General features: G+C 44.7%; 8 protein-coding genes and 1 CRISPR repeat array. Of the genes, 4 read left to right on the top strand and 4 right to left on the bottom strand.

Annotated elements, in window-relative coordinates; translation table 11 throughout:
- Nucleotides 1-56: 56 nt before the first annotated feature.
- From LAY57_RS32830 to LAY57_RS32815, 4 genes are all read right to left on the bottom strand, one after another.
- Complete coding sequence (locus LAY57_RS32830) at nucleotides 57-1,358, bottom strand: GAF domain-containing sensor histidine kinase (RefSeq protein WP_249071388.1); 1,302 nt, start codon at nucleotides 1,356-1,358, stop codon at nucleotides 57-59.
- Between the two features lie 128 nt (nucleotides 1,359-1,486).
- On the bottom strand, nucleotides 1,487-3,325 hold the full coding sequence (locus tag LAY57_RS32825; RefSeq protein ID WP_249071387.1) for a sensor histidine kinase: 1,839 nt from the start codon (nucleotides 3,323-3,325) through the stop codon (nucleotides 1,487-1,489).
- A gap of 353 nt (nucleotides 3,326-3,678) precedes the next feature.
- A complete protein-coding gene (locus LAY57_RS32820) occupies nucleotides 3,679-3,906 on the bottom strand; it encodes a hypothetical protein (protein ID WP_249071386.1) in 228 nt (75 codons plus the stop codon).
- Between the two features lie 221 nt (nucleotides 3,907-4,127).
- Nucleotides 4,128-5,429 (bottom strand): RNA-guided endonuclease InsQ/TnpB family protein, encoded by a 1,302-nt coding sequence (locus LAY57_RS32815; RefSeq protein WP_338022540.1) that lies wholly within the window; start codon nucleotides 5,427-5,429, stop codon nucleotides 4,128-4,130.
- A 223-nt stretch (nucleotides 5,430-5,652) separates the two neighbouring features.
- Here LAY57_RS32815 and lepA point away from each other — a divergent pair, with 223 nt between their 5' ends.
- From lepA to LAY57_RS32795, 4 genes are all read left to right on the top strand, one after another.
- Nucleotides 5,653-7,464 (top strand): translation elongation factor 4, encoded by a 1,812-nt coding sequence (gene lepA, locus LAY57_RS32810; protein WP_249071385.1) that lies wholly within the window; start codon nucleotides 5,653-5,655, stop codon nucleotides 7,462-7,464.
- Between the two features lie 88 nt (nucleotides 7,465-7,552).
- A CRISPR array of direct repeats spans nucleotides 7,553-10,292; the repeat unit is 37 nt; unit sequence GTTTCAATCCCTGAAAGGGATTAATAAGCGTTGAAAC.
- A gap of 39 nt (nucleotides 10,293-10,331) precedes the next feature.
- Complete coding sequence (locus LAY57_RS32805; protein WP_249071384.1) at nucleotides 10,332-10,586, top strand: hypothetical protein; 255 nt, start codon at nucleotides 10,332-10,334, stop codon at nucleotides 10,584-10,586.
- Nucleotides 10,587-10,893: 307 nt separating this feature from the next.
- Nucleotides 10,894-11,844 carry a UDP-glucuronic acid decarboxylase family protein gene (locus tag LAY57_RS32800; protein WP_249071383.1) on the top strand — a complete coding sequence of 317 codons (951 nt, stop codon included), beginning with the start codon at nucleotides 10,894-10,896 and terminating at the stop codon, nucleotides 11,842-11,844.
- A gap of 240 nt (nucleotides 11,845-12,084) precedes the next feature.
- Nucleotides 12,085-13,470, top strand: coding sequence for a UDP-glucose dehydrogenase family protein (locus tag LAY57_RS32795; protein WP_249071382.1), 1,386 nt, complete (start codon nucleotides 12,085-12,087; stop codon nucleotides 13,468-13,470).
- Nucleotides 13,471-13,733 lie beyond the last annotated feature (263 nt).

The following is a 13,733-nucleotide window of genomic DNA, read 5'->3' as shown; positions in this document are numbered from 1 at the left end:
ACGGTAAGACTACTCCGGTAGCACGGCCCAATGAAGCGTAAAGAATCCCCACGCCTTCAGGCTGGGGAGTATGTCAATACTGGTTCTTGATATAGCGGCACAGTCAATGTAACGGTTGAACCCAAATTTTCCCCCATACTAAAGAAATCTACAGCACCGCCCATAGCTTCCAACAGTTTTTGAGAAATGGGGAGTCCTAGACCCGTTCCACCGAATTTGCTAGTGAGAGAACCATCTCCTTTATTAAAAATCCCAAAAAGTTTGTCTAATTTTTCCAACGGCACACCGATGCCAGTATCGTCTACTCGGATTTTAACCATGCCGGGTAGCTCTATGTTTTGAAACACGACCTTATTTTTTAATACTTCGACGCTGATAGTCACGCTACCTTCATTAGTAAATTTTATCGCATTTCCTACCAAATTTAGCATTACCTGGAGCAGCCGTTGGTAGTTTCCATACAGGATAATTTTGTCGTAGGTAGCTGGTAGTTCAATGCTAAAGCTCAAATTCTTTTTCTCAACCTGCATTCTCGTCAATTTTTCAACGGCGCTCAACAGTTCATCCAGTTTGACTGCTGACAATTCCATCTGGATATTATGGGTTTTGAGGTTGGCAATATCCAATATATCGTTGATTATACTGAGCAGATGCAAAGACGAGTGGAAGGCTTCTTGAGTAAATTCACGCTGTTCTTCTGGCTCATCCACCATATCATCTAAAATCAGCTTCAAAAACCCAATTGTGCCGTTGAGGGGAGTGCGAAGTTCGTGGGAGATGGTGGTTAGAAACTCGCTTTTCAGGCGGGTGGCTTCTTGCGCTTGCTGGCGGGTTTCTTCTAACTCATGATGAAGATTGACATGAGCGACGCAGGCACCGACTTGATCTGCTATTTCCTGCACCAATTCTATCTCGTCGGTTGTCCATTGGCGCGATCGATCGCACTGATGCAGGCTAATTATCCCATTGGGAAGGTTTCGATACCTGGTGGCGACGGCGAGGATGGATAAAGACGGTAGCTTAGATCCTGTCAAACTGGCTCCCTTCTCCAAGGGTACGTTCTGTTCTATTATCACTGGTTCTGCGATCTCTAGCGCCTTAGCTAGAGCGGGCTCATCGTCTAACCATAGCAAGTGCCCTAGCATAGAGTCAAAAGGCTTTTGGCGATATTCTGCTACCACCGGCACTTGCGGACTGCTATTTTTATAAGCATAAATGATACACCGCGTCACATTCAGGAATGGCCCAAGAGCATCTACTGTCTGCTGCCAAATGGTATCGATATCGAGTGTGCCCCGGATCTTCCTGCCAATTTGGGTCAGCAGTTTTTGGTATAGATCTGAACCTCGCTCAGTCACAAAACCTTCCTAACCTCAAAATTTATCTTGGTTATGACTTCTGCACCCTTGGGAGAATTTGAGCAGTTTTAGCTTTTTCGCTCCCCCTTTTCCCCTTTACTCTGTTCCCGGCGTAAGATTACCGCAACTTACATTAAAGCATCCAGTCCATCGGTTTGTTGTTCTGAAACCATTACCACATCTTGATACAGCGGCACGGTGAAGGTAACAGTCGATCCCAATCCTTCACCCATACTATAAAAATTCACCACTCCTTTCATAGCTTCTATAAGTTTTTGGGAAATAGTCAATCCCAGACCCGTTCCACCGTACTGGCGGGTGCGAGAGCCATCCACTTGGCTGAAGGATTGAAACAGTCTGTCCTGCTTTTCTAAAGACACCCCGATGCCCGTATCGATCACGCGGACTTTCACCGTTCCAGGGAGTTCCTGGTTTTGAACCATAACTTTCTTTCTGACAATTTCAGCCGTAATCAGTACGCCACCTTCATGGGTAAATTTGATTGCATTTCCCACCAGATTTAACATCACCTGCAATAGGCGTTGGTAGTTGCCGTAAATGATAATTTTGTCTCTGGTGGGTGGCCTTTGAATGCGGAAGCTGAGCTTCTTTTGTACCGCCTGGGTTTTGGTAAAATCTTCAACGTCGCTCAACACTTCGTCTAAATCTACCTGGCCTAATTCTAGCTCCATCTTGCCAGCTTCTATCTTGGCGATATCCAAGATATCGTTGATGATGTTGAGCAGGTGTATTGCCGATCGATAGGCTTCCTCGATAAATTCCATTTGCTCTTCTGGATCGTCTGTCATGCCCTCCATAATTAGCTTGAGGAACCCTAACATCCCGTTTAGGGGGGTGCGGAGTTCGTGGGAGGTATTGGCCAGAAACTCGCTTTTGAGGCGAGAGGCTTCCTCAGCTTCCTGACGAGCTTGTTCCAATTCTTTATATAGGGTGGCATGAGCTAGTGCAGTACCGACTTGATCGGCTATTTCTCGCACCAGTTCTATTTCTTCAGCTGTCCAGTTGTCCAACCTATTCTGTCGAGCCAGCCTAATTAAAGCGTTTGGTTGGTTTTGATAGCAAGTTGCGACCACCAGTATTAACTCCTGTTGGTCTTCTGCATTCAATTCCTGTTCTACCACCAACGGTTCCAGGGTTGTGAGTGCTTTAGTTAAGAATGGTTTGTTTAGCTTTAGTTTTTGCCCTAGTTGCGATCGCACCGATTCTTGACGGTACTCGGCTACTATTTTTACTTCCTCGCTGGGGCTTTTATAAGGGCAGATGATGCAGCTGGCCAAGTCCAGTCCTTCTCCCAGATCGTCTACCGCTTGCTGCCAAATGGTATCCAGATCGAGCGTGCGCCGGATATTGCGGGAAATTTTGCTTAGTAGTTTTTGGTAATTTTTACAACTCGATCGATCATCTGCATCATCCGATATTGGGGATGATTTATCTGCGTGATGATAGAACAATTCACCCGATACATCTACTTCTGACCCCAAGGTAGCAGTTAATTCTGCTGCCCCACTTGCTTTGTTAGAGCTTGTCCCCTCCTGTAGTCCCTGTACTTGGGAACCCATCACCAGCACCTTTGTAGCGGTGCCATCGGGCATCAAAACCGGGCTAATAACTAGATCGAAGTTGAATGTATGTTCTTTGTAACGGAACTGGCAATTCAAATGTTCTGGCACTCTATTTGCCAAAATTTGTTGCAAACGCTCCAGATATGGGCCTTTTGCCGCTGGGCTAAAAGTTTCGCTCAGGGGAATAGAGGCTCTAGCTTCTGGGTGCAGGTCATATAGCTCTGCTTCCTGCCAATAAAATGATAAGTATTGGCCTGATGCGTCTTGGGTAAATGCCAACTGGGCTCCTAACTCCTGTAAACCGCTCGGATTGCTTTGCCAAGCGGATGCTGATTTAACAGGAGCATTAGAAAGCCGTTTTTGGAAATCTATAGGCACGCTCATCAGAGTCGGTCTCGCAACTTCTAGTGTGAGTTATGAGGCAATCTGGGCTCTCACCCCGATCCTGGTAGATCTTTTTGCCCTATGAACACCCTGTGCTATATGCCTGCGACACTCTACGCGATCGCGGCGAGCGACTTTGGCATTAACGCCAGACTGCCGCTACTTTGAATTTAGAACCAGATTAACTTTAAACGAATGGCGTTGAAAGAGGATTGCCCAAGGCAGTACCCGAACCGATCCTAGCACTTTTAATTTTGGACAAAATGACTAGATTTGGATATGGTTGTCAAGACAATATTTTTTTGAACATTTCCAAGCCCAAATCTAGCACCTGCTTTTTCGTAATCTGTGTATCAATCATTCCATTCGCCACGGGGCGGTACTGGCGTTCGTTGGAGCGTGCGAGTTAGCTCGTCATCTCGGTGTGTGCTACCTTTAAGCCACTGACGTATGGCAGATTCAATTACCTTGCTGGGGTCATTCGTCAGGTGCTTAATTTGATCGAATAATTCTGCGTCTAAGTGGACGGACACTTCCACCTTATCATTTGAGCGATGAGTTTCAAGGGCTGGTTCTTTCATTTGCAATAAGATATCTTAGTCGATAACGGTGGAAACCTCAAAAAGGTATTAACTTTGTCGTGGAGTGACTCCCGACGATTGGGTGTCACTCAGCCATTGCGATTATGCAGCGCCTACTAATTTTCCGAACAGTTTTGGGTTTGGTTTTATATTGTACAATATCACCTTGATGAATTACTAAGAATAAACATCTCATTATAGCGCGTTAAAGCACTAGAAGTCTAGAGGAAGCTTACGCTCGCTATGGTGTGGGTAGGTGAACTACTCACCGTCAAGTCGGAGTACCGACTATCACAGGAGCTTCTGTACTCACGGGGGAGTGCCGCAACGAATGACTTTCGCCCAAGTTTTGGTCTGACCTCCCCTCCTACAGCAGAGACGGCTGAACCATCCGCCTTTATTATTCTGATGCCTTCTTCCCTAATATTTGTGGCCGCATTTCCATCCCTGTCGTGATGAGTACCACAGTGAGGGCAAATCCATTCCCTCACATCTAATGGCATTTCACCTACTTGATAGAAACAATGGGAACAAATCTTAGAACTAGGAAACCATCTATCAACTTCAACTAATCTCCCACCTTTTCGCTCTAGCTTATAGGCTAAAAAGTTGACAAACGTTCCCCATCCGACATCAGATATTGCTTTCGCCAAATTGTGATTACGTTCGCGTAGCGTGCGCGAAGCGCATACCATGCCCAAGACATGAAGATTTTCTACTATCACAGCTTGGCTATCGCTGACCAACTTATAACTAAGTTTATGTAGGAAATCTTGCCGTGAATTACTAATCCGTTCGTACACTTTGGCCACTACTTTTATGTATTTATATCGTGAGTTACTTCCTTTTTGCTTACGGGCTAATTTTTGATGTTTGCGTTTGAGGTTTTTTTCATACTTAGGAAGATGTTTAGGATTGTTATATTTAGACACTTTTGCGCCATCTGTGACAACGGCAAAGTATTTTAATCCCAAATCAATGCCGTAAATCTTACCTTCTGTTGTTGTGGTGGGATTTTCACCTTCAACTTCAGTCAGGATAGATGAAAAGTACCGACCTGACGGGGTTTTACTAACGGTAACAGTCTTTATTTTTCCTTCAATTGGCCTATGTATTTTGGCTTTTACTATGCCAATATTGCCTGGAAGTTTGACATTGCCATCTCCAATTTTGACGTTTTGAGGGTATTGGACAGATTGCTTGTCATGCTTAGACTTAAACTTGGGGAACCCAGACCGTTTCTCAAAAAAGTTCTTGTACGCTGTGGTTAGGTTGAGTGTTGTTGCTTGCAAAATTTGGCTATAACAATCAGCTAACCATGCAGTTCCTTCAGTTTTTTTGAGTTCTGGTAGAAGTGCGTTGAGTGCAGATCTTCCAAGTCCTTTACCCGTTTCTTTGTAAACCTCAATTGATTTGTTTAGAGCAAAATTCCACCACCATCTAGCACATCCAAATGTTTGCGCTAACTGTTGTTGTTGTTCTTTTGTTGGGTATAATCGGACTTGGACAGTTTTATACACCACTCAATCTTACCTCTTTTAGCTATTCTAACAAAATATACAATTTGTGGTAAAACTATGGGAGAATTGACTAAGAAAGATTTGGCAAACTTCGTACCTCTGTTTTCCTCTGCCTTTCATCCCACCGCTAACCGCTTCGGTTAGCGGTGGGATGAAAGGCGGTTTAGTTAAAGCAACATATGTTACCTTTTAGCTGCGATCGCTGCTTGACCACCAAGGGAATTGTATGACTGACGTGCCCGTTTCTCGCATCCGCAATTTTTCCATCATTGCCCACATCGACCACGGCAAGTCTACCCTGGCTGACCGTCTTTTGCAGACTACCGGAACTGTGGCCGATCGGGATATGAAGGCACAGTTCCTCGATAATATGGAGCTAGAAAGAGAACGCGGCATTACGATTAAGCTGCAAGCCGCACGAATGAACTACAAGGCCAAAGATGGCGAAAATTACGTTCTCAACCTGATTGACACCCCCGGTCACGTGGATTTTTCCTACGAGGTGTCGCGCAGTCTGGCCGCCTGTGAGGGGGCGCTGCTGGTAGTGGATGCCTCTCAGGGGGTAGAAGCTCAAACTCTGGCAAATGTTTATTTGGCTTTAGAGAATAATCTGGAAATTATCCCCGTTTTGAATAAGATTGACCTACCTGGTGCCGAACCAGAGCGGGTGAGGGGAGAAATCGAAGAAATTATTGGCTTAGATTGTAGTGGGGCCATTCTTACTTCGGCAAAAGAAGGAATTGGGATTGACGAAATTCTGGAATCGATCGTCCATTTGGTGCCACCACCCCAAGATACCGTATCCCAACCGCTGCGGGCGTTGATTTTCGATAGTTACTACGACAGCTATCGAGGTGTGATTGTTTACTTCCGGGTGATGGATGGTACGGTGAAGAAAGGCGATCGCATTCGTCTGATGGTTAGCGGCAAAGAATACCAAATTGATGAGTTAGGGGTGCTTTCCCCCACCCAAATTCAAGTGGACTCACTCCACGCCGGAGAAGTAGGCTACATAGCGGCAGCAATTAAAGCGGTAGAAGATGCCCGCGTGGGCGATACAATTACCTTAGCAAATGCGCCAGCAGCCGAGCCATTTCCCGGTTACGCGCAAGCCAAACCGATGGTGTTTTGCGGGATGTTCCCAATAGATGCGGATCAGTTTGCAGATTTGCGGGAATCTTTGGAAAAGTTGAAACTAAACGACGCCGCTTTATCCTACGAACCGGAAACTTCCAGCGCGATGGGATTTGGTTTCCGCTGCGGTTTCTTGGGATTGCTGCACATGGAAATCGTGCAAGAACGCCTGGAGAGAGAATACAATCTCGATTTAATTATCACAGCACCTTCCGTGGTTTATCGAGTCATCACCATTAAAGGAGAAGAGTTATACATCGATAATCCCAGTCATTTACCAGATCCGCAATACCGGGAAAGAATCGAAGAACCTTACGTCAAAGTAGACATGATTACGCCGGAAGAATATGTCGGTACTTTGATGGAACTATCTCAAACTCGGCGTGGCGTTTTCAAAGATATGAAATATCTCACCCAAGGACGAACCACCCTGACTTATGAGTTGCCTTTGGCAGAAGTAGTGACGGACTTTTTCGATCAAATGAAGTCTCGCTCTCGCGGATATGCCAGTATGGAATATCATTTGATTGGCTATCGCGAGAATACTTTGGTGCGTTTGGATATCCTCATCAATAACGATCCGGTAGATTCTTTGGCGATGATTGTCCACCGAGATAAAGCTTACAATGTGGGTCGGGGTTTGGTGGAAAAACTGAAGGAATTGATTCCTCGCCACCAGTTTAAGATTCCTCTGCAAGCGTCAATCGGCAGTCGCATAGTTGCTAGCGAACATATTCCGGCGTTGCGGAAGGATGTGTTGGCAAAATGTTACGGCGGCGATATTTCCCGGAAGAAAAAGTTGCTTCAGAAGCAGGCGAAGGGGAAAAAGCGCATGAAAGCGATCGGTACTGTGGACGTGCCGCAGGAAGCTTTTATGGCTGTTTTGCGTTTGGATAAGGAGTAGCGGTACTGAATCTTTGAATGAATTCAAACTTTTTGGAAGAGGTGGCTAAAATCGCCACTTTTTTTGTTTGGTTTGAATTAATGGCTTCGTTTCAATCCCTGAAAGGGATTAATAAGCGTTGAAACAAAGCTCTTAATAAAGTACCAGCGGTAAGTACTATGTTTCAATCCCTGAAAGGGATTAATAAGCGTTGAAACTTTATCCATACCAGAGGGACAGGAAATATCAGAGGTAGAAAGTTTCAATCCCTGAAAGGGATTAATAAGCGTTGAAACATCTGGTGAATCTTCTAAGCCATTAAGCCTACTTAGTTTCAATCCCTGAAAGGGATTAATAAGCGTTGAAACATCTGGAAAGTAGCAAGAAGTAAATAAATATCCATCAAAAGTTTCAATCCCTGAAAGGGATTAATAAGCGTTGAAACCCTATTATTTCGAGCTTCAAGAGTTACGTCAAGAATGTTTCAATCCCTGAAAGGGATTAATAAGCGTTGAAACTTCCTCCCAAAAATGGCAAAGCAAACCAGACTCATTAGGTTTCAATCCCTGAAAGGGATTAATAAGCGTTGAAACATCTCGTTGATGCCGTTCTGGTCTGGGACTAACAAGTTTCAATCCCTGAAAGGGATTAATAAGCGTTGAAACCAACTTCTTTCTTTTCAACAATACAAAGAACTAAAAGGTTTCAATCCCTGAAAGGGATTAATAAGCGTTGAAACTACTGCGTTATTACTTGCTTTGGAAATCTTCAAGTTTCAATCCCTGAAAGGGATTAATAAGCGTTGAAACCGAAGCGATCGCGACGATAATTGCCGTGAAAATCGCGGTTTCAATCCCTGAAAGGGATTAATAAGCGTTGAAACCCTAATGGGTTAGGAATAGGAACATATTTGACGATGGGTTTCAATCCCTGAAAGGGATTAATAAGCGTTGAAACAGGCTTATTTTGTTCTTTACTTCACTTCAAGGAGTTTCAATCCCTGAAAGGGATTAATAAGCGTTGAAACGTCAGGGATTTTCAATGCAGGGTAAGAGGGATGTGTTTCAATCCCTGAAAGGGATTAATAAGCGTTGAAACCGCAGCCAATAATACAGCAATTAGTGCTACATACGTTTCAATCCCTGAAAGGGATTAATAAGCGTTGAAACAAATGGTGATAGAGATTAGGGTTTATTTTTTATTAGTTTCAATCCCTGAAAGGGATTAATAAGCGTTGAAACGTAACAATTCTGGGTGGAGCGCCAGGTGCAGGCAAGTTTCAATCCCTGAAAGGGATTAATAAGCGTTGAAACTTGGCCCAATCTAAAATCGCTTATAAGAGCATATCTGATGTTTCAATCCCTGAAAGGGATTAATAAGCGTTGAAACTTAAGGTCTTCACCATCCGGCGATTCTGTGATTTTATCTTTGAGTTTCAATCCCTGAAAGGGATTAATAAGCGTTGAAACAGTTATTATGACAACCAAAATTGAATACATAAGAGTTTCAATCCCTGAAAGGGATTAATAAGCGTTGAAACCATCAGGCAGCGTGGGGGTGGCGGGTGGCGTTCCTTCGTTTCAATCCCTGAAAGGGATTAATAAGCGTTGAAACTTATCGCTGCCTCGATCGCATCTCGCCATGCAGAGTTTCAATCCCTGAAAGGGATTAATAAGCGTTGAAACGAAGTGGGGGATGAGCGCTGGCCAGCTCGCGATCGCGTTTCAATCCCTGAAAGGGATTAATAAGCGTTGAAACTCCTCAATCAAATATGGTAACCTTTGTTTCTTTGTTTCAATCCCTGAAAGGGATTAATAAGCGTTGAAACTTAGATATAGAGCAACTTCTGACAAATGGGAAATAGAAGTTTCAATCCCTGAAAGGGATTAATAAGCGTTGAAACTTCCTCTGGCTGGCGCAGATTCTATTGTGCTTTGTTTCAATCCCTGAAAGGGATTAATAAGCGTTGAAACTTTCATCCGCTTCTCAGGTCATCTTGCTAGATATCGGTTTCAATCCCTGAAAGGGATTAATAAGCGTTGAAACAATAAATAAGTTTGGTTGAGAGGAGCGCTCTTTTATGTTTCAATCCCTGAAAGGGATTAATAAGCGTTGAAACTCGTACTGCCGTCCAGGGCAGCGTAGAAGCCGCGAAGTTTCAATCCCTGAAAGGGATTAATAAGCGTTGAAACCTGGGCGCAACTTCCCTGTCAATCCTGGTACAGAGTTTCAATCCCTGAAAGGGATTAATAAGCGTTGAAACAATGGCGCTGAGTGTGATTAAAATAAACCCGGTTAGTTTCAATCCCTGAAAGGGATTAATAAGCGTTGAAACGGGCTGTGACGATCGTTGGTAAAACTCAAAATCGTTTCAATCCCTGAAAGGGATTAATAAGCGTTGAAACGAACGCGCCGCGAACGCACCCCGGCCAACACCGAAGTTTCAATCCCTGAAAGGGATTAATAAGCGTTGAAACTTCTTTGAAGTAAAATCGATCGCTTCCTGGCCTGACTGGTTTCAATCCCTGAAAGGGATTAATAAGCGTTGAAACCAGGATGTAAAAATATGCTTGAAGAAAGCTATGCCGAGTTTCAATCCCTGAAAGGGATTAATAAGCGTTGAAACCATTATGAGGGCTGAATATGAGGAGGAATGGGAGGAAGTTTCAATCCCTGAAAGGGATTAATAAGCGTTGAAACTACGGCTCTAGCAAAGATTGAAAGCGATCGATGCTGGTTTCAATCCCTGAAAGGGATTAATAAGCGTTGAAACCAAAAGACAAAAGTGGTATTCTTCTCGGACTAGAAGTGGGTTTCAATCCCTGAAAGGGATTAATAAGCGTTGAAACCGCAACAGCTTGGAATGCTTGTTATATTTAGTTTTCAAGGTGCGTTTGCGACTACCGACTTTGAATATAGCATTTCGGGCATCAACTTGTAAAGAGCCTACTTTAGTTTTTAGCCAGAAAGCCAGTATTGACAAGCCTTTCAACGATCGCGACTACCTACCTTCAGGCATGAAGACAGTCAAAGCTTTGTCCAGAGAGGGTTTCAGGCAAAAATTTTCAGATGATTGGAAAAACACCTACCGACAGTCGCAAAGGATTTCCCTTTGGGCAGATTCTTGGTGTTTGGGAAAATAAAATTAATTAATAAATGTAAAGAAACTAATTAATATGACCGATTTATGGTAAAGATTTGATGAATTCAGCAACCAGAAGTCGTCTTTTGAGGCATTTTTTGCTAACTTGCTAATTGTGGACTAACCTTTGGTGTAACAAAGATAGCAAATTGCGATCGCATCTACGTCAAAAATCCGATCGAACCGCAATTGCCACAGAAGCCTCCCGACGGCAACGGGATAGCATCTGACCGCAATGGCTGTAAGGCAGTTATATTAATAACGGCGGTTTTAGCCGCTGGAAATAACCTATCAGTTCTTTAATACTTATGCGAATTTTGGTTACGGGTGGTGCTGGGTTCATTGGTTCCCATCTGATCGATCGCTTGATGGCACAAGAACACGAAGTCATCTGCTTAGATAACTTTTACACAGGTCACAAGCGAAACATCCTCAAATGGTTCGATCATCCTTACTTTGAGTTAATTCGCCATGACATCACCGAACCGATCAAGTTGGAGGTAGATCAAGTTTATCACCTCGCGTGTCCCGCGTCTCCCGTCCACTATCAGTACAATCCCATCAAGACCGTCAAAACCAACGTCATGGGAACGATGAATATGCTGGGATTGGCGAAGCGGGTGAAAGCCAGATTCCTGATTGCTTCTACATCCGAAGTCTATGGCGACCCAGACGTGCATCCCCAGACAGAAGAGTATAGAGGTAATGTAAATCCGATCGGCATTCGGTCATGCTACGACGAAGGCAAGCGGATTGCTGAGACATTGACGTTTGACTATCACCGGGAAAATAATGTGGATATTCGGGTTGCCCGGATTTTTAACACTTATGGCCCCCGAATGCTGGAAAATGACGGTCGCGTCGTCAGCAACTTTGTAGTTCAGGCTTTGCGAGGCGTACCGCTGACGGTTTACGGGGATGGTTCCCAGACACGCAGTTTTTGCTACGTTTCTGATTTAGTGGAAGGATTGATGCGATTGATGAATGGTGAGCATACTGGCCCCATAAATCTGGGCAATCCCGATGAATACACTATTTTAGAACTCGCTCAAAAAATTCAGCAAATGGTGAATCCAGATGCGGAGATTAAATACGAACCGCTACCCCAAGACGACCCCCGCCAGCGACAACCAGATATTACCAAAGCTAAAACATGGCTGGGATGGCAGCCAACGATCCCTCTGCAAGAAGGTTTGAATCTGACAATAGACGATTTTCGGGCTCGCGTCAACATCTCTCAACCGTCAGCGGTTAGCTAATCTGTAGGTGTAGGGTATTTGGTTCGCGGCTCTAGCAATTCCCGATCGAGTTTTGGGTACTATACAGCAGGGAAATTGTCTGAGGTAAGGTTAAGGGTTAATGGTTTGTAGCAATTGATCGTTAACCATTAACCATCAAAAATTAACATAACCTACATTCTCTACCCAAAACGTAAAAACCCATATTAGCTGAACGCTGGTATTTTTTGTTTAATCATTCACTTTGAGGATTTGCACGATATGCGTGTTTGCGTTATAGGTACCGGATACGTTGGCTTGGTTACTGGTGTATGTTTGGCACATATCGGCCATGACGTTATCTGCGTAGATAACAACGAAGAAAAAGTTAAGTTAATGAAGGCCGGACAATCGCCGATATTTGAGCCGGGATTGTCGGAATTGATGCAGTCTTCCTATCAGAGTGGAAAACTGGAGTTCACCACTGATATAGCCGCCGGTGTCAAGCACGGCGAAATTTTATTCATCGCTGTGGGAACGCCCCCACTGCCTACCGGCGAAAGCGATACACGGTACGTCGAGGCAGTTGCCCGTGGAATTGGTGCCAATCTCACAGACGGCTATAAGGTGATTGTAAATAAATCTACCGTGCCGATCGGATCGGGCGACTGGGTGCGGATGATTGTGATGGATGGAATTGCCGAACGCCAAAAAGTGCTGGTAGGCGCTGGTGGCGTTGAAGAGGCGGTAGAAAAGATTGCGGCTGAATTTGATGTAGTCAGCAATCCTGAGTTTTTGCGCGAAGGTTCGGCAGTTTACGATACCTTTAACCCAGATCGGATTGTATTGGGAAGCAATAGCCCCAAAGCAATCGGGCTAATGAAGGAACTCTACACTCCTATTGTTGAGCGTAAGTTTGGCGAAGACACCTCTTTACCGCCAGTCCCGGTGGTAGCTACCGACATCAACTCAGCGGAGATGATTAAGTATGCCGCCAATGCGTTCTTGGCGACTAAGATCAGCTTTATCAACGAAGTTGCCAATATTTGCGATCGCGTCGGTGCAGACGTGACCCAAGTAGCTAAAGGTATCGGTTTAGACTCCCGCATCGGCGGCAAATTCTTGCAAGCTGGTATTGGTTGGGGCGGTTCCTGCTTCCCCAAAGATGTCTCCGCCCTCATCCACACCGCCGATGACTACGGCTACGAAACGCAACTACTCAAAGCTGCTGTCAGCGTCAACCAACGCCAGCGTGTGATTGCGATCGAAAAATTACAGCACGAACTAAAAATCCTCAAAGGTAAAACAGTTGGTCTGTTGGGTTTAACCTTCAAGCCCGATACTGATGATATGCGCGATGCACCAGCCCTCAATCTGATCGAACAGCTTAACCGCCTGGGTACGAAAGTAAAAGCCTACGATCCCCTGGTTTCCCAAACAGGTATGCGTCACGGTTTAAGCGGCGTAATTGTAGAAACCGATCCCGAACGGCTAGCAGATGGCTGCGATGCCCTGGTGCTGGTGACAGACTGGGCACAGTTCCAAAGTCTGGACTACGCCAAGATGGCTAAATTGATGAATAGTCCGGTCATGATCGACGGTCGGAATTTTCTCGATCGCAAAGCCTTAGAAGCCGCCGGTTTCCGTTATGTAGGTATCGGTCGATAAGGACGATCGGAGAGTGGGTAAGATTTTTTCCATTCCCGATTTTAGCCCTAATTAGTAAGTTGTTGGGCTTTAGCGCTAAAGCCAACAACTTACCCATCAAGAGTAGCCACAAGATTATGTAGGGGCGAAGCATTCGGGCAGTAAATTTTGGCTTTTGACCGATAAACTATCTACCCGAATGCTTCGCCCTCCCCGTTAGTTTTGACCGATAAACTATATACCCGAATGCTTCGCCCTCCCCGTTAGTTTTGAACGATAAAATA

Origin of the sequence: Argonema antarcticum A004/B2 (assembly GCF_023333585.1) — a bacterium.
GTDB lineage: Bacteria > Cyanobacteriota > Cyanobacteriia > Cyanobacteriales > Aerosakkonemataceae > Argonema > Argonema antarcticum.
This window is presented reverse-complemented; position numbering and strand designations above follow the sequence as displayed.